The sequence below is a fragment of the Symbiobacterium thermophilum IAM 14863 genome, assembly GCF_000009905.1.
In the GTDB taxonomy this organism is placed as follows: Bacteria; Bacillota; Sulfobacillia; order Symbiobacteriales; family Symbiobacteriaceae; genus Symbiobacterium; species Symbiobacterium thermophilum.
In genome coordinates this window covers 574,822-592,643 of record NC_006177.1, presented here as the reverse complement: position 1 = coordinate 592,643, position 17,822 = coordinate 574,822, and the positions used below count along the sequence as shown (strand labels likewise).

The window sequence follows — 17,822 nt, the reverse complement described above, 5'->3', positions numbered from 1 at the left end:
GTTGATTGCCTATGCTTTCCCCTGCTTCCGGGCAACCGCCTTCCGCACCACGGGAGCGACCTGCGTGCCGAACAGCTCGATCGCCCGCAGCACCTTGTCGTGCGGCAGGCTCCCGACCGTCAGCTGCAGCAGGAACCGCTGGTGCCCGAAGAGCTCGTGCTGGTACAGAATCTTCTCCGCCACCTCCTGAGGGCTGCCGACGAAGTCGGCCCCCCGCAGGCTGCGGGACGCCTCGAACTGCGCCCGGGTCATCGGCGGCCAGCCCCGCTCACGGCCCAGCTGGTCCATCACGGCCTTGAACGCCGGGAAGGCCAGGTCCGCCGCGTCCTGCGACCGGTCGGCGATGAAGCCGTGGGAGTTGATGCTGAGCGCGGGCGGCTCGTGGCCGTTCATCACCGCCGCCTTCCGGTGCAGCTCCGCCAGCGGCCTGAACCGCTCCGGCAGCCCGCCGATGATCGCCAGGGCCATGGGCAGGCCCAGGGCGCCGGCCCGCGCGGCCGAGTACTGGGTGCCCCCCACCGCCACCCAGACGGGGATCTTCTGCTGCACCGGCCGGGGATAGACCCCCTGGCCCGTTAGCGGAGGCCGGAACCGGCCCTCCCACGTGACGTGCTCGGACTCCCGCAGCCGCAGCAGCAGGTCCAGCTTCTCGGCGAAGAGCGCGTCGTAGTCGTTCAGGTCGCAGCCGAAGAGCGGGAACGACTCGATGAAGGAGCCGCGCCCCACCATGATCTCGGCCCGCCCGCCTGAGATCAGGTCCAGCGTGGCAAACTGCTGAAAGACCCGCACCGGGTCGTCGGAGCTGAGCACGGTGACCGCGCTGGTCAGCCGGATGCGCTTGGTGCGGGCCGCCGCGGCCGCCAGGATCACCGCGGGGGCCGAGGAGACGTACTCGGGGCGGTGGTGCTCGCCGATGCCGAAGACGTCCAGCCCCACCTGGTCGGCCAGCTCGATCTCCTCCAGCAGGTCGCGGATCCGCTGCTCCGGGCTCAGGCGCGCGCCGGTCACGGGATCCGGTGTCGTCTCCACGAAGGTGTAGATACCCAGTTCCACGGCCTCATCCCCTGTCCGCCCCCAGGGGCCCGCCCGTCGGCGCGCCCACCAGGTCTATGTATGCTGCTCCTGCGGAAAGCGCCGCGGTGCCCCCCGGCTCCGGCTAGGAGGACACCGGCAGCTGCCGGGTCACGAACGCCTCCACCTGCTGCACGGTCTTGGCGTCCCGGCTGTAGAGCCGGTCGATGAGCTCGCCGTCGCGGAAGACCAACAGCGACGGGATGCCCCGCACGTCGAACCGCTCGGCCAGGTCCGGGCTCTCCTCGGTGTCGACCACCGCGAACGCGATCTCCGGGAACCGCTCCGGGAAGCCGGCATAGGCGTCCTTGATCCGCCGGCAGTCCGGACACCAGTCGGCGGTGAAGTTCACGATCAGGTGCGGGTGCTCCCGCACGGCCTCATCGAAGGTCTCTGCGGTCAGCCGCTGCATAGGCCGTTCCCTCCTTCTCTCCCGTCCGGCCGCAGGGCCGGCTGGTGGACTAGTCTCCTGCTCTAGAGACGCCGGTATACCCCCTCGCGGTATGGCCGGACCGGTGGAGGAAACGGCTCCGGGGAAGCGAAGGAATGCACGGGTGATAATGTTGACGACACTGCTGGAAATCGCCGACCTGCACCACCCGGACGGACTGCACGGCCTCAGCCTGACCGTATCCGCCGGCGAGTCGCTGGCCCTGGTGGGCAGTCACGGCAACGGCAAGGATCCCCTGCTGCGGCTGCTGGCGGGGAAGGAGTCTCCCTCCCGCGGCCACGTCCGCATCTGCGGCTGCCGTCCGGACACCCCCGAGGCCCGGGCGAAGGTGGGCTTCGCAGGGGCAACCTGGGGGCTCAGCCCATACCACACCGTGTGGGAGACGCTGGCGCTCTCTGCGGGCCTCTGGTCGCTGCCCCGGCGGCGCGCGGAGGAGGTGACCGCGGCGCTGGAGCTGGCACCGGTCGCTCACCGGCTGTGTGCCGACCTGTCGCCGGGCGAGGCGGCCCGGCTGCGCATCGCCCGGGCGCTGCTGCACGACCCTGCCCTCCTCGTCCTCGACGAACCGCTGGGAGACAGCGACCTGGAGAGCGCCGAGATCATCCAGGCCGCGCTCAGCGCCCTGGCCGAAGAGGGCAAGGGCATCCTGCTCACCACGTTCGGCCATCCCCGCACCGTGCGCGCCGCGACCCGCGTCTGCTACCTGGAGCGCGGCCGGCTCGTCGGCGCCGGCCAATCCCCGGCGGCGCCCGATGCGGAGCGCCGCGGCGCAGCCCGGGACGGCTCGGACCGGGCCGACGTGACCGGTCGCGTTCCGGACGCCGGGCAAGTCCCGCCCCGCGTGGCGCAGATCGCCGCCCGCCGCGACGAGCGTGTGGTACTGTTCTCGCCGGCGGAGATCCTGTACGCCTACGCCCAGGACAAGGGCGTCTACCTGCACACGGATGAGGGAGACTGGACCGCCTCCTTCACGCTCGCCGAGCTGGAGGCGCGGCTGGCCCCGCACGGCTTCTTCCGGGCCCACCGCGGTTACCTCGTCAATCTCGCGCACGTGAAGGAGATCATCCCCTGGACCCGCAGCAGCTTCTCCCTACGGATGAAGGACGGCAGCGACGTCCCGCTGAGCAAGCACCGCGTGGCGGAGCTGAAAGAACTGCTGGGATGGTGAACGCGCCGCCGTCGGCCGCCCCGCCTGCCCCGGCCGTGCACCGGTCGTCCGCCTGCCTGCACCACTCGTCCCCGCCGCGGCACCACTGGTCCTGGCGCCGTACCGGTCGTCGTCCAAAGAGTGATGCGCCTCCCGCGCTCCGGCAAAATGGGGCCGAGGTGAGAGGCGTGATCGAACTGCTTCACGTGACCAAACGCTATGGCCCGGTGACGGCTCTGGAGGACCTGACCCTGGAGGTTCACGAGGGCGAGATCTTCGGGCTGCTGGGCCCCAACGGCGCCGGCAAGACGACCACCCTCCGGCTGGTGGCGGGCCTGGCCAGACCCACCCAGGGCCAGGTGCGGGTGGCCGGGCTGGATCCCTGGCAGCGCGGCGAGCCGGTCCGCCGGCAGATGGGGGTGGTCCTGGACGGCGGCTTGCTCTACGACAGCCTCACCGTCCGGGAAAACCTGTTGCTCTTCGCAGGCCTCTTCGGCGTCCGGGAGCAGGCGGTGCGCGACGCGATGGTTCAGATGGACATCGCCGACCTGCGGGACCGGCTGGCCGGCCGGCTCTCCAAGGGGCAGCGCCAGCGGGTGGCCCTGGCCCGGGCCCTCCTGCACGGGCCCCGGCTGCTGTACCTGGACGAGCCCACGTCGGGCCTCGACCCGCTGGCGACCGACGATCTGCACCGGCTGATCGGCAACCTGCGCGGCCAGGGGATCACGATCCTGCTGAGCAGCCACGACATGGCCGAGGTGGAGGCCCTCTGCGACCGGGTCTGCATCCTGCAGCGGGGGCGGATGATCGCCTGCGGGACCCCCGCCGAGCTGAAGGCACGGCACGGCCCCTCCCTGACCGACGCCTTCATCCAGTTGACGAGGAGGGGCTGCTGATGCGCTTTGTCTGGTTGGTCCGCGGCGAGCTGTGGGCGCTGAAGCGCAACCGCCGCATCCTGATGTTCCTGGCGATGATGCTGGGCATGGCGGCCATCTACGCCCTCGATGGGGAGGGTACGGCCGACTTCCTCCCCGTGGTCCTGATCGTCTCCATCTACTCCGGCATCTGGCAGATGACGGTCAACTCCCTGGTGGAGGAGAAAGAACGGCGCACCCTCGAGGCCCTGCTGGTCACCCCGGTCCGGCCCCTGGAGATCATCGGCGCCAAGGCGTTCGTGGGCGTGGCGCTGGCCGCCTCGATGAGCGTCCTGATCCTGCTCGTCTTCCGGCGGCCGCCCGGAGCGCCGCTGGTGCTCCTGCTGGGCATCGCCCTCGCCATCGGCTTCGCCACCGCGTCCGGCGCCCTGGTGGGCATCGTGGCCCGGGACCTGAAGACCTCCTCCCTCTACCGGACGCCGGTGCTGGCCGTGCTGGTCGGCGGAACCGTCATCCCCTGGCAGGACTCCGGCCTGGCCGTCGCAGAGGTGATGCGGTGGCTCCCCACCCGGCCGGTCCAGGAGCTGATGTGGGGCGGCTGGACCGGTGCGCCGGTGCCGGTGGCGCAGCACGCCGCGGTGATGCTGGCTTACACCGCGCTGCTGCTCGCGGTCGACGCCCGCATCCTGAGGCGCCAGGCAACCACCAGGTGACGAACCGTCTCGGAAAGGATGATGACCGTGCTACACGTGGTCTACGATCCCCACGATCCCACCGCCTGGTACCCCAACTTCCTCGCCGGCCTCCGCATGGGGCTGGACGAGGCCGGGGTGCCCTACGACTACTCGCCCCGCATGCCCGAGCGGCCCCGGGGCCCGGTCTTCTTCACCCGCTACACCGTGCAGAAACAGCTGCTGGAGGCGGCCGAGCCGCCGGAGCACGTCATCATCCACGAGCACGACATCTGGAACCCCTTCACCAACGCCTACGACCCCGCCGACCTCTGGATCTACAGCCACCCCTCCCTGGCGGCGATCCTGGTCACCAACCCGTCCATGGTCCCCTGGGGCGAGCGGTACCTGCCCGCGGGGTCGCGCGCCCAGGTGGTCGCCGCCGGCTTCCCCTACGACCACACCCTGATCAACCGGGTGATCGCCGAGCTGAAGCCCGGCCCGGATCGCGAGAGGCTGGTGGTCTTCCCCGGCCGGCTCAACGAGTTCTACCAGCCCTACCTGTCGGTGCGGATGGCCTTCGAGCTGATGGACCGGGGCTACCGGGTCTTCATCGCCTCGCCGGTGGACCCGCTCTCCTACTATCCGGTGGAGCTGTGGCGGCAGATGGGCATCGAGGTGGGCCGGCTCCCCCATGAGGACTACTACCGGCTGCTGGCCCGGGCGCAGGCGGCCATCTCCGTCACCACCGGCGGCAGCCTCACCCTGGCCCTCTACGAGGCGTACCTGCTCGGGGCGACGCCCATCGCCCCGGCGGGCCGCCCGGACCTGCCGCCCTGGACGGAGGTGTACCACCCCCGCTACGACGCCCTGAACCCCCGCCAGGCCATCGAGATGGTGGAGCAGCGGGTGCCGGTTGCGGTGGAGTGCCGCTGGTTCGACATCGGACACTACGTGGAGCACCTGCTGGCGGTGGCCGGCCCCTGGCTCTGACGCTGCCGCCGCCGCAAATACGGAACGGGGCTCTCCCCAAAGCATCTCTGCTGGGGCAGCCCCGTTTCTGCGGAAATGCGTCGGGCTGTCCCGTAGTCACTCACGGTGACTGCGGAACAGCCCGGCTGTCGTTGATGAGGTAAATCGCTACTCCCGGGAACCCAGCTGGCTGTCGAGGAAGAGCAAGGCGCTCTTGCTGTCGCCGGCGAGGCGGATCTTCTGCAGCACCTCGTCTGCGCTCGACTCCTCTTCCACCTGCTCCTCGATGAACCACTGGAGCAGGGGCAGTGAGGCGTAGTCCTTCTCCTCCACCGCCAGGGCATACAGCTTGTGGATGGAGGCCGTGACCTTCTGCTCATGGGCCAGCACCGCCTCAAACACGGCCAGCGGCGAGGCGTAGTCCAGAACAGGCTCGGGGATTGCCTTCAGGGCCACCCGGCCCCCGCGGTCGTTGACGTGGCCGTAGATCTTCATCGCGTGCTCCAGCTCTTCCTTCGCCTGGAGTTCCAGCCAGTGCGCCATGCCCGGAAGGTTGGTGGACTCGCAGTAGGCCGCCATGCCGAGGTAGGTATACGCCGAGTGGAGTTCGAGCTTGATCTGCTCGTTCAGGGCTGCCTCCATTGCCTTGTTCACGGTGATCGCCTCCTTGGTCTGACCGGGTTGATTCCCCAGGTCGCCCTACCATTTCCACGTGAGCCGACCACCCTCCTGCCAGATGGCAGGGAACGCTACCAAAGATCTACTCCTCCCCCGGCGCTGCATCCAACAGGGCGTGGCCCGCGAGGAAGAGGCCCATCACCCCGGCAGCCCCGGGCAACGCGCTCCAGAGCAGATGCGGTGCTTGCCGCAGGTGAGGCATGGCATCTCTGACCAGGCTGCCCAGCGACGCTGAGGGCGGCATAACCCCAAACCCGAACAAGCCCAGGATGAACTCGGCCAGCAGGATCTGGGCGAAGGCGAGGAGGACGAGGCCCAGCAGGGCTGCCCCCTGTTGCCCCTTCGACATCCCGAACCGGCGGAATGCCCAGCCCATCGCCGGGATCGAGGCCACCCCCAGGGTGACGATGAGGGTGATGATGCCGGGCCGCCAGATTAGCGCGCCTGCGAGGCCCGCGACCACGGGCCCCACGAGCCCGGGAACGGCCACCCGCGGCGTGAGCACTGCGGAGCCCACGCGGCCCGTCGCCAGGCCGATTCCGGCCAGCACGGCGCCGCCGAGGGCCGCGACCAGCATGGCACCACCGGCGATGGCGAGCGAGGTGCGTGCACCCGCCCCGATGCGAGAGAGCACGTCACGGCCCATATGGTCCGTCCCCAGGGCGTGACCTTCACTGCCCGGCGGAAGTAACCGGAGGCTCAGATCTGCGGAAAGAGCAGCCGACGCATCGCCCAGCAGTGGTGCCGCCAGGAGCAGCACGAACAGCAGACAGCCGATGACCAGCCAGCCCCTGGAAAGCCGGCCCGCCGGCCGCGTCCCGCCGGCTGCCGTCACCAGCAGGTCGCCCAGCAGATGCCCCACCAGGACTAGGGCAATCAACACCCACAGCCCCGCGTGGAACACCGGGAAATCCCGGTTGAGGACGGCCGTTGTCACCTGGCCCCAGACACCCGCCCCGGAGCCCCGTGCCACGACTTCCACCACCATCGTGAACAGCAGGATGTTGCCCGTCTGCTGCAGGATGCGGCCCAGCACGGCCGCCACAGCACGGACGGGAGCCAGGGGAACGCCCTCCCCGCGGGTGCCGGCCAGCCCGTCGCGGATGGCCCTGGCCAGCCAACCGGCCAGCAGCACGGTCAGGGCCCCGTGAGCCGCGCCCGCGAGCCGAAGGTGATCGAGAGGGCCCGACATGATCAGCCAGACCCCCAGGATGGCCGCCGTGAAGGCCGGCACGCCCATGACGGCCACCGCCGGCGCCTGAAGCACCCGGTCGATCACACTATGTGGCCTGAAGCCGGCCGGGACGCCCAGAAGCAGCGCTGCGGGCAGTGCGAACAGCAGTGCCGCGGCTGCATTCCCCAGGGTGGTTCCCAGGGCGGGCGCGATCAACTCGCCCACGGGCTGACCAGTTCGAAGAGACAGGCCATCGCCTGGCATCCCCCCGGGCAAGCTCTCACGCAGGAGCCAGAGCAGCAGGGCGGCGGCGGCCAGACCAAGTCCGAAGCGAATCAGCCGCTCAGTATAGGTCGTGCGCATGGCACCCCTCCTCCATGGCGCTGCCCGGGCTCTGCACCCGGGCTCTCTATGTAAGACGCACCAGGCGTGAAAAAGGTTGGGACCCGCAGGTCCCAACCTCATACGCGCCATCGGAAAGCCAGCCTGCGCCCGACCCAGACCGCCGCCAGCCCCACGGCCAGGCTAATGCCCACATTGGCCAAGGCCAGCGGCCAGCGGCCGGCATCAAGAAGGAGCACCGTGTCGACAGACCAGGTGGAGAACGTGGTGAACGAGCCGATGAAGCCGACAGTCACGGGCAGGCGCCACGCCTCTGGCAGACGCCCCCGCTCGATGCCGTATCCGGCCACGAAGCCCAGCAACAGGGCGCCGAGTACGTTGATCATGAGCGTTGGCAAGGGGAAAGTCGAGGGCAAAAGCGCCGTCAGCCAGCTACCCAGCCCGTGGCGGGCCCAGGCCCCCAGGGCGCCCCCTGCAGCAACACCGGCCACGGCAAGGCGGTTCATCGCCCCCACCCCAGGGCCAGGCCCAACCACGCAGCCAGGAGGCCCAACCCGGTGCTCAGCGCAGCGTTCACGAATGCGGCCCGGTGGTCACCCCGCCTCAAGGCCTCGTGCAGGTCAAGCAGCCAGGTCGAGAACGTGGTAAACGCACCGAGAAATCCCGCTCCGAGCACGACCTTCACCTCAGGCGCGAGCCAGCCGCGTCCCACGACGAGGCCTGTGAGAAGCCCCAGCAGCAGCGAACCGGCGATGTTGACGGCGAAGGTGCCCCAGGGAAACGCCCGGCCACCCGGCCGGCCATCGATCCACGCGCCGACGAGGAGGCGGGCCACCGCACCTGCGGCGCCCGCCACACCAATCAGTACCCAGCTCACCTTCGAACCTCCCGTCTCACCGCCGGAACTTGCCCCGCACGTACGGCTCCGGCCACGTCACCTCATGTCCCAGCCGGTGGGCCGCCGCCAGGGGGAAGTACGGGTTGCGCAACAGCTCCCGGCCCAGCAGCGCCACGTCCGCCTGACCGGTGCGCACGACGGAGTCCGCCTGCTCGGGGGTGGTGATCAGCCCCACCGCGCCGGTCGCGATCCCGGCCTCGCGCCGGATCCGCTCGGCGAAGGCCACCTGGTAGCCGGGACCGATGGAAGGGATCCGCTGCAGGGGCGAATTGCCGCCCGTGGAGACGTCCACCAGGTCCACGCCCCATGCCTTCATCATCCGGGCCAGCTCCACCGACTCGGCGATGTCCCAGCCGCCCTCCACCCAGTCGGTGGCCGAGATGCGCACCCAGACCGGCCGGTCGGCGGGGAATGCCTCCCGCACGGCCTCGAACACCCGCCGCAGGAGGCGGGCCCGGTTCACCAGCGGGCCGCCGTACTCGTCGGTACGCCGGTTGGTGAGCGGCGAGAGGAACTCGTGCAGCAGGTAACCGTGGGCGGCGTGGATCTCCACCAGGTCGCAGCCCAGCTCCCCCGCCCGCCGGGCCGCCGCCCCGAAGGCGGCCACCACCCGGTCGATCCCCTCGGCATCCAGGGCCTGCGGCGTTACCCAGTCCGTGTCGAAGGGGAGCGCGCTGGGCGCCACCGCGGGCTCCGGCCCCTGGCCCTTGCACGGGGTCCAGGCCTTCCGGCCGGCGTGGGCCAGCTGAATGGCGAAGGCGACGCCCTGGTCGTGGACGAAGCGGGCGATCCGGGCCAGAGCCTCGGCCTGCTGGTCGTTCCACAGCCCCAGGTCGCCCTCGGAGATGCGCCCCCGGGGCTCCACGGCCGTGGCCTCGGTGATGATCAGGCCGGCACCGCCCACCGCCCGGGTGCCGTAGTGGACCAGGTGCCAGTCGGTGGCGACGCCGTCGGCGCCCGCAACGTACATGCACATGGGCGACATGACGATGCGGTTGCGCAGGGTGACCGACTTCTGCGTGAAGGGATCGAACAGGTGGGCCATCTGTACCAACCTCCTCGCGCCGAATTGCAGCCGTCCGTTCAGAACACCGCGTGGAGCACCAGCGAGGCGATGGTGAAGTACACCAGCATGGAGAAGGTGTCCGTGATGGTGGCGATGAAGGGGCCGGAGGCCACCGCCGGATCCAGCCCGAGCCGCTGGATGATGACGGGCACCAGCGAGCCGGCCGCCTTGGCCAGCATCAGGTTGATGGTGAGGGCCAGCCCGACGATCAGGCCGACCCAGGGCGAGCCGTTCCAGAGCATGGCCGCCCCGCCCAGCACCAGGCCGCAGATCAGCCCGGTGACCAGGCCGATGCGAGCCTCGCGCCAGACTGCCCGGATCAGCTGGCCCCGCTCCACCTCGCCGGTGGCCAGGCCCCGCACCATCACCGTCAGCGCCTGGGTGGCGGCGTTGCCCGAGCCGCCGGCCATCGTGGTGATGAACACGGCCAGGGCGGAAACTTGGTTGATGAGCGGGGTGAAGGTCTCGATCACCTTGCCCGAGAGCAGGCTCAGGAACAGCAGCCCCAGGAGCCACGGCAGGCGGGCCCGGACGGACGGCCAGATCGCGCCTTCCAGGTCGGTCTCGTACTCCGCCTCGGAGACGCCGCCGGCCCGGTAGATGTCCTCCGTGGCCTCCTCCTCCAGGACGTCGATGACGTCGTCGACCGTGACGATGCCCCGCAGGATCCCCTGGTCGTCGACGACGGGCACGGCCAGCAGGTTGTACTTCTGCACGACCCGGGCAACCTCTTCCTGGTCCTCGTTGACGTGCACCGAGACGGGGTTGGTGCGCATGATCGCGCGCACCTCGGTCTCCGGCGGGGCGACGATCAGCTCGCGCAGCGAGAGCACGCCGACCAGCCGCTCCTGCGCGTCGATCACGTAGACGTAGTACGCCGTCTCGGCCGACGGCGCCTCCCGGCGGAGCTGCTCGATGGCCTCGGCGGCCGTGCGGTGCGCCTGCACCGCCACAAATTCGGTGGTCATGATGCCGCCGGCCGAGTCCTCGCGGAAGCCGAGCAGCTCGCGGACATCGGTGGCCTCCTCCTGGGCCATCAGGTCCAGCAGGGCGCCGGCCTTCTCGGGGTCCAGCTCGGCGAACAGGTCCGCAGCGTCGTCGGCGGACATCTCGTCCAGGATGGCCTTGGCCTGCGCGGGCGGCAGCGCGGTGACCAGCTCCGCCTGCTCCTCCGGCTCCAGCTCGCTGATGGCCTCGGCCGCGGTGGGCCCGGCCAGCAGCTGCACCACGGCCGTCCGGTCCTCTTCCTCAAGCTCCTGCAGCACCTCGGCGAGGTCGGCCGGGTGGAGTTCCGAGAGCAGCTCCCGCAGCTCGTCCAACCGGTGCTGCTGCAGCAGGACGATGGTCTGGTCCAGGGTTCCGATCAGTTCCTGGTTCACTGGCCTCGCCTCCCTTTCGTATGGAGCTTGCCGCCTCCCCCGAAAAGAGAAGACGGCCATGCGGAGGCCCGCACAGCCGTGGCGAAGCGCAGGAACAACCGGACCGGGCGAAGCCTACCGCCGGCGCGCGGCGGCAGACCTCCCCCTGAGCGGCGGTTCGCACCGGAGGGCTGTGAGTATGGGCGGGCCTCCTACAGGATTCCGCAAAGCATGCCAATCCAGACTCCGACTTGGCCCGGCATCCATGCTCTTCACCACCTCCGATCGATGCGCTCACTGGAAGGGGCGCCCTTTCAGCCAGGGCGCCCCGCATCCGAAACGTCCTTTTGCATTGTAAACACCTTGGCGGGCAGATGCAACCATCTACGCCAGGAAATTCGCGAGAAATGCGCGCACCGCCGCCCGGGCGTCGGCCCGGTAGAGCAGCTCGGGATGGCCGGCACGGGGCACCAGGCAGAACCGCCCCTGCGGCGCCAGCCGCGCCAGCTCCTGCCCCTGCTCCAACGGCACCATCTGGTCCCGGTCGCCCTGCACCACCAGCACGGGAACGGAAAGCGCCGCGAGGGCCTGCGGGTCGAAGCCCGGCCAGGAGGCCAGTTCCTCACCGAGGGCGGCGGCCAGCGCTTCCCAGGGCGTGACGGTGTGCTTCTCCGCCAGCTGCCTCGCCCAGAGCGGCGAGCGCCGGCGGATCGCCTCAGGGGCGAAGGTGGCGCGGGCATCGCCGGCCGGTTGGATCCGGGACGCCAGGACAACGAGCCCCGAGACCAGGCCGCGCAGGGCCAGCTCGATCCCCACGATGCCGCCCAGGCTGTATCCGGCCGCCAGCGGCCGGTCCAACCCGAGCCGCTCGATCAGGCCCGCGACGGCGTCAGCCATGGTGCGTATCGTCAGCGGCCCGGCGTGGGCGGAGCGGCCGTGGCCGGGCAGGTCGACGGCGATCAGCCGGAGCCCCAGCGGCGCAAGCTCCTCCGCGAGGGGGGCCATGGACTCGTGGGTCTGCAGCGCGGCATGCAGCAGCAAGAGGGGCCGGCCGTCCGCCGGCCCGGACTCGGCATACCAGAGCGTTCCCTCTGCCGGGGTGGGAAGAGAAGGCATCGACGCACCTCCCGCCGTGGCCCATTGCCATCGGCTCCTCCCTTTAGTCTCCCCGGCCGGGGCGGCGGATGCGTCACCCCGCCCGCTTGGCGACGGTGAAGTTGTCCTCCAGGAGCAGCCAGTTCTGCGGGAAGTCCAGGCCCAGCTTCCAGTAGCTGATGCCCCGGAGCCCCAGCTCCTTCAGCAGGTTGAACTTGGCCTGGATCGAACGGGCGTCCTCGAACCAGACCTCGTGGGTCCGGCCCTGCTCGTCCACGTACCGGTAGAACGGCGCCTGCGCCCGGGTGTCGAACTCGATGGCCGCGCCCCGCCGGGCCGCCTGCCGGATCGCCTCCTGCGGGCTGATGGCCCGGGCGTACTCGCCCGCCGGCCGGTAGGGCAGGGTCCAGTCGTAGCCGTACAGGTTCTGCCCCATCATGATCTTCTCCCGCGGGATCTGGGTGACGGCGAACTCCAGGACCCGGCGCACCTGGTCGATGGGGGACACGGCCATGGGCGGCCCGCCGCTGTAGCCCCATTCGTAGGTCATCAGCACGACGAAGTCCACCGTCTGCCCGTGGGCGGCGTAGTCGTGGGCCTCGTACCACTGGCCCGTCTGCCCGGCGCTCACCTTCGGCGCCAGGGCGGTGGAGATCAGGGCCCCTTCGCCGTGGATCAGGTCTGCCGCCCGCCGCAGGAACCGGTTGTACGCCTCCCGGTCCTGGGGCCGCAGGAACTCGAAGTCGAAGTGGACGTCCCGGAAGCCCATCTCCCGGATGAGCCGCTGGATCTCCCCCAGCAGCCGGTCCTGCACCGCCTGGTCGTTCAAAATGATCCGGCCCAGCTCGTCGCTGAAGCCGCCCTCCTCCAGGTTGGTCACCACCAGCATGGGCACAGCCCCCGCGTCCCGGGCGATCTGCAGCAGATCGTCCAGCGGCGGCGCCTGCAGCGTCCCGTCCTGCTGCACCCGGAAGCTGAAGGGCGCCAGGTAGGTGAGGTGGGGCGCGGCCTCCCGGGATGCGGCCACCAGCCCCGCGCTGACGGACTCGCCGAAGGGCTCCACGTAGGCGTTGACCTCGGTCCGCGGCCGCGGGGCGGGGGGTATGTAGAGCCGCAGGCCGACGGGGAGCATGGCGCCGGTGGGGATGCCGTTGATGCGGGCCAGTTCCGACGGGTCGAGGCCGAACCGCTGGCCGACGGACCAGAGGGAGTCGCCGGGCTGGACCCAGTAGTACCGGCCGGTGATGGGGATGACCAGGGCCTGGCCCACCACCAGGTAGGGCAGGCCGTTCAGCTGGTTGGCCTGGGCGATGGACTCGGGGGTGACGCTGTACATGCGGGCGATGGCGTAGAGAGACTGCCCGGGCTCGACCACGTGAATCTGCATCGCGCTCCGCCTCCCGTGGGGCATTCCGGATACGATCATGCTATGCCGGCAGGCTGCGGTCGAAGCCCGCCTCAGCCCGTGCCCCGCGCCGGGGCGCACGCGGGAACTCCACACCTCTGACCGTCGTCAAAAAGTTACGTTAAATTCAGCGAGCGGGGGAAACGCCAATGCATCGGCCGGGACTATCCCGGCCGCAGCTCCCGGGAGGATGCGCACATGGGTTGGAGGCGGATGACGGCGGCCGTACTGGCGGCGATGACCGTGACGGGCTGCGCCCTGCGCGCGGACAGAGCATCCCGGTGGGCCGTCGAGGGCGCGACGGATGCGGTCGAGCACCGCATGTACGACTCTACCCTTGAGATTCCGAACCCCGGATTCTACATCGTGGATCTGTCCACCGGCCGGGCCGAGACCTGGCTGCTGAAGGGGCGTGCGGCGGAAGACACCGATTACGCGCTTTCCGAGGACGGCCGCTGGATCACGCTGCAGGGCGACGGTCGGATCTACTGGGTCAACCGGGAGACCGGCGAGGCCTTCTCCTGGCAGCCCGCCGAGCTCCGCCTGCGGGCGACCGCGCCGGACCGGTTCCTGCTGGAGGCGGTTCAGGACCGTGCGGAGCGGCTCACCTTCCACGTGGCCGACGGCCGGTTCCGGCTGCTGCAGACCCTCACGGCAGACCTCGGGGGGCAGCAGGCCGCCGGCGCGGCCTTCTCGCCGGACGGGACGCAGGTGGTGCTGTCGACCTCGCGCGAGGGCCAGATCGAGGACACCACGGCCGACGTGCGGGTCTACCTGGTGGACCTGGCGACCCGCAAGGTCCGGGACCTGGGCGGGCCGCCCGAGCCTGAGGAGGGGACCGTCGTCTCCGCCGAACTGCAGCCCCATGCCGATCAGCTGGTGGTCAGCTACCTGGTCCAAGGCATGGAACCGACCGGTCACGTATGGGCGAGTTCCATCGTCCGCCTGTACTCGTGGCAGGGAGAGCTGCTGGCGGAGTACCCGGTGGCCGGGCAGGGGGCCAGGCCCTCACCCGACGGGCGGCTGCTCGTATCCTACGACGACCTGGGCCACTTCGCGGACGCCGTCGTGGTGACCGACCTCGCCACGGGCCGGCCGCTCTTCCGGGTGCTGAACGCCTGGGCCCGCGGATGGACGGCGGACGCCGCCGACCTGCTCCTGCGGGTCCCCGCGGTCGGCAACTTCCTGGTCTCCCGGGAAGGCGGCGACCTGCGGCCCGCGCCGGAGGTTTCCCACGCCGGCACGCCGCTGGTCTGGCGCGCCGGCCTGGAGCCGTCCCCGGACGCTCCCGACCGCTTCCTCGCCGGCCTCGCCGTCGTGGACGGCGCCGGCACCGTGCTCCGGCGCATCGAGCTGCCGGCGCGCGACGACTGGCGAATCGATAACCCCCGCTGGGGCGCCTCCGGCCAGGAGGTGGCCTTCACCATCAACCCGCTGATCGGCCAGAGCAGCAACGAGTGGGGGCTGCCCATGCCCGCCGCGGTGCAGAAGCCTCCCTTCCCCGACCCGTACCTGCTGGCCGTGCAGGACCCACAGGGCGACTGCCTGAACCTGCGGGAGCAGCCCTCGCTGCAGGGCCGCATCATCCGGTGCCTGCCCACCGGCACCCGGCTGGCCGTCGCCGACCTGTCCGATGCGCCGGTGAGGCTCAACCAGGCCTGGACCTGCGACGAGCAGCACTGCTGGGCGTGGGTCCGCACGGAGCAGGGCGAGAACGGCTGGGTGTCGCTCTCCACAGGCATCGTGGTGTGGGCGGACTGATACAGCAGAGGCCGCCGGGGGGTTCCCGGCGGCCTTCGTTTCTGGAGTCTCATGGCGGACGAAGTCCCCCATCCCCGAGCCTCTCCCGGGGGCGGGTCCCCAGCCCGGCGGATGAGAAGCGTCCGGACCCAGCAGCTAAAGCGACATGCGCAGGATCGCGGCCACGTCCTCCGGCGTCAGCGGGCGGAACCGGCCCACCGTCGTGCCGCCCTTCATGGCCAGGACGGCCATCCGGTCGATCTGGTCGTCGCCGATGCCGTAGTCGGCCAGCCGCGCCGGTGCGCCGAGGCTGCTCCAGAACTGCCGCAGCCGCTCGATGCCCTCGAGCCCCACCTCCCGGTCGGTGCGGCCGGCCGGGGCCACATCGAAGACCCGTACCGCCAGGCGGGCAAAGCGAGCCGGGTCGGTCTCCAGGCAGTACTTCATCCAGTTGGGCTGGACGATGGCGAGCCCGCCGCCGTGGGGGATATCGTACACCGCCGAAATCGCGTGCTCGATGGCGTGGGTGGCCCAGTCGCCTCCGTCGGTGCCCATGGAGAGCACGCCGTTCAGGGCCATCGTGCCGCAGAACAGCAGGGTCTCCCGGGCCTCGTAGTCCTCCGGGTTGGCCACCGCCTTGGGCGCCGCCTCCATGACCGTCCGCAGCAGGTCCTCGATCCAGCGGTCGATCAGGGGCGCGTTGTCCGCAGCGTGGAAGTACTGCTCCAGCGCGTGGGACATCATGTCCACGATGCCGTACACCGTGTGATCCCTGGGCACCGTGAAGGTGTAGACGGGATCCAGGATCGAGAAGGCGGGGAAGGTGTAGGGCCTGGCGGACCATCCCAGCTTCTGCTGGGTCTCCCAGTTGGTGATCACCGAGGTGGGGTTCATCTCCGACCCGGTGGCCGCCAGCGTGAGCACCGCGCCGAACGGCAGGGCGCCCGTCGCCTCCGCCTTCCTGGTGACGATGTCCCACATGTCGCCGTCGTACCGGGCGCCCACCGCAATGGCCTTGGCGCAGTCGAGCACGCTGCCGCCGCCGACGGCGAGGATGAAGTCGATCTGCTCCCGCCGGCAGATCTCCACGCCCCGATGGACGGTGGTGAGCCGGGGATTGGGCTCCACCCCCGGCAGCTCGAACACCGTGCGGCCGGCCTCCCGCAGGATGGCCATGACCTCGTCATACAGGCCGGTGCGCTTGATGGAGCCGCCGCCGTACACCAGGAGCACCCGCTTCCCGTAGGGTTCCAGCTCGTCGCGCAGGCGGCTCAGCTGCCCGCGGCCGAAGATCAGTCTGGTGGGATTGTGGAACACGAAGTTTTCCATGGGGCGTCACCCTCTCCTCTGGTGTCAAGATTCGCAGACTGGTGCGCACACGATGCGAGCCGTCCTCACGGCGTCAGGGAACCGGCGGCCCGGCGGCGTTCGCCGCGCTGCGGCCTCAACCAAACGGAGGCCGCCCTCCCCACAGGATCAGGCGACCTCCGCACGTCCCGTCGCCCCGCGCGCGGCTATTCCTCCCGGTACCCCAGGCTCCGCAGGACCGACTCCTTGTTCCGCCAGTCCTCCTTCACCTTCACGAACAGCTCCAGGTAGATCTTGGAGCCCAGCATCTGCTCGATGTCCTGCCGCGCCCGGGCGCCGATCTCCTTCAACATGGCGCCGCGCTTGCCGATGATGATGCCCTTCTGGCTCTCGCGCTCCACGTAGATCGAGGCGCTGACGTAGACGGTGCCGGTCGGGCGGCGCTGCAGCTCCTCCACCTCCACCGCCACCGAGTGCGGCACCTCGTCCCGGGTGAGCTGCAGGATCTTCTCCCGGATGAACTCCGCGATCACAAAGCGCTCCGGCTGGTCCGTGATCATGTCTTCGGGGTAGTACTTCGGCCCTTCCTCCATCTGCTGCACGATCAGGTCCAGCAGCGCGTCGATGTTCTTGTGCTCCAGCGCCGACACCGGCACGATGTCGATCCATTCGATGGTGGGCGCCCCGGGGTCGGGGTTCTCGCTGCGGGCCTCCGGCTGAGCCAGGGCCTTGTACGCGTCCATCACCGCATACCAGTCGCCCCGCTTCACCCGGTCCATCTTGTTGACCACCAGGATCGCCGGTCGGCCCGAGCGGGCCACGACGTCGGCGACGTAGCGGTCGCCCTCGCCGGGCTCGGGCACCGAGCCGTCGACGACGAAGAGCACCACGTCCACCTCGGGGATGGTGCCGATGGCGACCTTGTTCATGTACTCCCCGAGCCGGTGGCGCGGCTTGTGGATGCCCGGCGTGTCCAGGAAGACCACCTGCGCGTCGGGCCGGTTGTACACGCCCAGGATGCGGTTGCGGGTGGTCTGCGGCTTGTCCGACATGATGGCCAGCTTCGCCGCCACGAACGCGTTGAGCAGAGTGGACTTGCCCACGTTGGGCCGGCCCACGATGGAACAGAAACCGGAGCGGAAGGGGGCCCCGTTCATGTGCGCCCCTCCTCATCCCCGGGCAGATCGGCAGACGTAAAGGCCCCGGGGAGGAGATCCCGCACAGACCCGGTCCAGGTGTCGCCCTTCAGGTTGGTCAGGATGACCCGGGCGTCGGGCCCGAACTCGCTCATCACCTGGCGACAGGCGCCGCAGGGGCTGCAGGGCCCGTCGGTATCGGCGATGACGGCGATGGCCTTGAACCGGCGGCGCCCCTCGCTCACCATCTTGAAGATGGCGGTGCGCTCCGCGCAGTTGGTCAGCCCGAAGCTCGCGTTCTCGATGTTGCAGCCGGTGTAGAGCGTGCCGTCTTCGGCCAGCACCGCAGCCCCCACAGCGAAGCGGGAGTAAGGCACGTAGGCCCGGTCGCGGGCATCTCGGGCGGCAGCGATCAGTTCGGCATCGGTCATGGGC

Annotated in this window: 18 protein-coding genes; 5 read left to right on the top strand and 13 right to left on the bottom strand. The window is 70.2% G+C overall.

Annotation, left to right across the window (positions count from 1 at the left end; translation table 11 throughout):
* Positions 1 to 9: 9 nt before the first annotated feature.
* The gene (locus tag STH_RS02845) at positions 10 to 1,053 is read right to left on the bottom strand and encodes an LLM class flavin-dependent oxidoreductase (protein WP_011194684.1); all 1,044 of its coding nucleotides are present in this window, start codon (positions 1,051 to 1,053) and stop codon (positions 10 to 12) included.
* Between the two features lie 103 nt (positions 1,054 to 1,156).
* On the bottom strand, positions 1,157 to 1,483 hold the full coding sequence (locus STH_RS02840) for a thioredoxin family protein (protein ID WP_011194683.1): 327 nt from the start codon (positions 1,481 to 1,483) through the stop codon (positions 1,157 to 1,159).
* A gap of 151 nt (positions 1,484 to 1,634) precedes the next feature.
* On the opposite strand from STH_RS02840, the gene STH_RS16790 reads away from it, so the two are divergent.
* The 4 genes from STH_RS16790 (at position 1,635) to STH_RS02820 (ending at position 5,208) form a co-directional block, all read left to right on the top strand.
* Positions 1,635 to 2,690, top strand: coding sequence for a LytTR family transcriptional regulator DNA-binding domain-containing protein (locus tag STH_RS16790; RefSeq protein ID WP_011194682.1), 1,056 nt, complete (start codon positions 1,635 to 1,637; stop codon positions 2,688 to 2,690).
* Between the two features lie 167 nt (positions 2,691 to 2,857).
* On the top strand, positions 2,858 to 3,565 hold the full coding sequence (locus tag STH_RS02830; RefSeq protein WP_043713163.1) for an ABC transporter ATP-binding protein: 708 nt from the start codon (positions 2,858 to 2,860) through the stop codon (positions 3,563 to 3,565).
* Positions 3,565 to 4,257, top strand: coding sequence for an ABC transporter permease (locus STH_RS02825; RefSeq protein ID WP_011194680.1), 693 nt, complete (start codon positions 3,565 to 3,567; stop codon positions 4,255 to 4,257). Before STH_RS02830 ends, STH_RS02825 begins: the two co-directional genes overlap by 1 nt.
* A gap of 21 nt (positions 4,258 to 4,278) precedes the next feature.
* A complete protein-coding gene (locus tag STH_RS02820) occupies positions 4,279 to 5,208 on the top strand; it encodes a hypothetical protein (protein WP_197525199.1) in 930 nt (309 codons plus the stop codon).
* 147 nt (positions 5,209 to 5,355) lie between these two features.
* Here the strand turns inward: STH_RS02820 and STH_RS02815 are convergent, their stop codons facing one another.
* The 8 genes from STH_RS02815 to STH_RS02780 form a co-directional block, all read right to left on the bottom strand.
* A complete protein-coding gene (locus STH_RS02815) occupies positions 5,356 to 5,841 on the bottom strand; it encodes a ferritin (RefSeq protein ID WP_011194678.1) in 486 nt (161 codons plus the stop codon).
* Between the two features lie 106 nt (positions 5,842 to 5,947).
* Positions 5,948 to 7,402, bottom strand: coding sequence for a hypothetical protein (locus STH_RS02810; protein ID WP_043713162.1), 1,455 nt, complete (start codon positions 7,400 to 7,402; stop codon positions 5,948 to 5,950).
* Between the two features lie 98 nt (positions 7,403 to 7,500).
* On the bottom strand, positions 7,501 to 7,887 hold the full coding sequence (gene crcB, locus STH_RS02805; protein WP_043713161.1) for a fluoride efflux transporter CrcB: 387 nt from the start codon (positions 7,885 to 7,887) through the stop codon (positions 7,501 to 7,503).
* Positions 7,884 to 8,258, bottom strand: a complete 375-nt coding sequence (locus STH_RS02800) for a fluoride efflux transporter FluC (protein WP_011194675.1) — start codon at positions 8,256 to 8,258, stop codon at positions 7,884 to 7,886. The genes crcB and STH_RS02800 overlap by 4 nt, the downstream gene beginning before the upstream one ends.
* Positions 8,259 to 8,274: 16 nt before the next feature.
* Positions 8,275 to 9,324: an NADH:flavin oxidoreductase/NADH oxidase gene (locus STH_RS02795; RefSeq protein ID WP_011194674.1), complete on the bottom strand. Its 1,050-nt coding sequence runs from the start codon at positions 9,322 to 9,324 to the stop codon at positions 8,275 to 8,277.
* Positions 9,325 to 9,362: 38 nt separating this feature from the next.
* Positions 9,363 to 10,724, bottom strand: a complete 1,362-nt coding sequence (gene mgtE, locus STH_RS02790) for a magnesium transporter (protein ID WP_011194673.1) — start codon at positions 10,722 to 10,724, stop codon at positions 9,363 to 9,365.
* Between the two features lie 363 nt (positions 10,725 to 11,087).
* Positions 11,088 to 11,819, bottom strand: coding sequence for an alpha/beta fold hydrolase (locus STH_RS16785; RefSeq protein WP_011194672.1), 732 nt, complete (start codon positions 11,817 to 11,819; stop codon positions 11,088 to 11,090).
* Positions 11,820 to 11,892: 73 nt separating this feature from the next.
* Positions 11,893 to 13,185 (bottom strand): LysM peptidoglycan-binding domain-containing protein, encoded by a 1,293-nt coding sequence (locus tag STH_RS02780; RefSeq protein WP_043713159.1) that lies wholly within the window; start codon positions 13,183 to 13,185, stop codon positions 11,893 to 11,895.
* A 216-nt stretch (positions 13,186 to 13,401) separates the two neighbouring features.
* On the opposite strand from STH_RS02780, the gene STH_RS02775 reads away from it, so the two are divergent.
* Positions 13,402 to 14,964 carry an SH3 domain-containing protein gene (locus STH_RS02775; RefSeq protein WP_011194670.1) on the top strand — a complete coding sequence of 521 codons (1,563 nt, stop codon included), beginning with the start codon at positions 13,402 to 13,404 and terminating at the stop codon, positions 14,962 to 14,964.
* 135 nt (positions 14,965 to 15,099) lie between these two features.
* Here the strand turns inward: STH_RS02775 and STH_RS02770 are convergent, their stop codons facing one another.
* The 3 genes from STH_RS02770 to STH_RS02760 form a co-directional block, all read right to left on the bottom strand.
* Entirely contained in the window at positions 15,100 to 16,272 is a 1,173-nt protein-coding gene (locus STH_RS02770) for an iron-containing alcohol dehydrogenase (RefSeq protein ID WP_011194669.1), read from the bottom strand.
* Between the two features lie 185 nt (positions 16,273 to 16,457).
* Positions 16,458 to 17,408, bottom strand: a complete 951-nt coding sequence (gene era / locus STH_RS02765; RefSeq protein ID WP_011194668.1) for a GTPase Era — start codon at positions 17,406 to 17,408, stop codon at positions 16,458 to 16,460.
* Complete coding sequence (locus tag STH_RS02760) at positions 17,405 to 17,818, bottom strand: cytidine deaminase (protein ID WP_011194667.1); 414 nt, start codon at positions 17,816 to 17,818, stop codon at positions 17,405 to 17,407. Before STH_RS02760 ends, era begins: the two co-directional genes overlap by 4 nt.
* Positions 17,819 to 17,822 lie beyond the last annotated feature (4 nt).

Coding starts and splice junctions, on each gene's coding strand:
- STH_RS02840 (WP_011194683.1), bottom strand. CDS start 1,483: ATGCAGCGGCTGACCGCAGAGACCTTCGATGAGGCCGTGCGGGAGCAC.
- STH_RS02825 (WP_011194680.1), top strand. CDS start 3,565: ATGCGCTTTGTCTGGTTGGTCCGCGGCGAGCTGTGGGCGCTGAAGCGC.
- STH_RS02820 (WP_197525199.1), top strand. CDS start 4,279: ATGACCGTGCTACACGTGGTCTACGATCCCCACGATCCCACCGCCTGG.
- STH_RS02810 (WP_043713162.1), bottom strand. CDS start 7,402: ATGCGCACGACCTATACTGAGCGGCTGATTCGCTTCGGACTTGGTCTG.
- crcB (WP_043713161.1), bottom strand. CDS start 7,887: ATGAACCGCCTTGCCGTGGCCGGTGTTGCTGCAGGGGGCGCCCTGGGG.
- STH_RS02795 (WP_011194674.1), bottom strand. CDS start 9,324: ATGGCCCACCTGTTCGATCCCTTCACGCAGAAGTCGGTCACCCTGCGC.
- STH_RS16785 (WP_011194672.1), bottom strand. CDS start 11,819: ATGCCTTCTCTTCCCACCCCGGCAGAGGGAACGCTCTGGTATGCCGAG.
- STH_RS02780 (WP_043713159.1), bottom strand. CDS start 13,185: ATGCAGATTCACGTGGTCGAGCCCGGGCAGTCTCTCTACGCCATCGCC.
- STH_RS02775 (WP_011194670.1), top strand. CDS start 13,402: ATGGGTTGGAGGCGGATGACGGCGGCCGTACTGGCGGCGATGACCGTG.
- STH_RS02770 (WP_011194669.1), bottom strand. CDS start 16,272: ATGGAAAACTTCGTGTTCCACAATCCCACCAGACTGATCTTCGGCCGC.
- era (WP_011194668.1), bottom strand. CDS start 17,408: ATGAACGGGGCCCCCTTCCGCTCCGGTTTCTGTTCCATCGTGGGCCGG.
- STH_RS02760 (WP_011194667.1), bottom strand. CDS start 17,818: ATGACCGATGCCGAACTGATCGCTGCCGCCCGAGATGCCCGCGACCGG.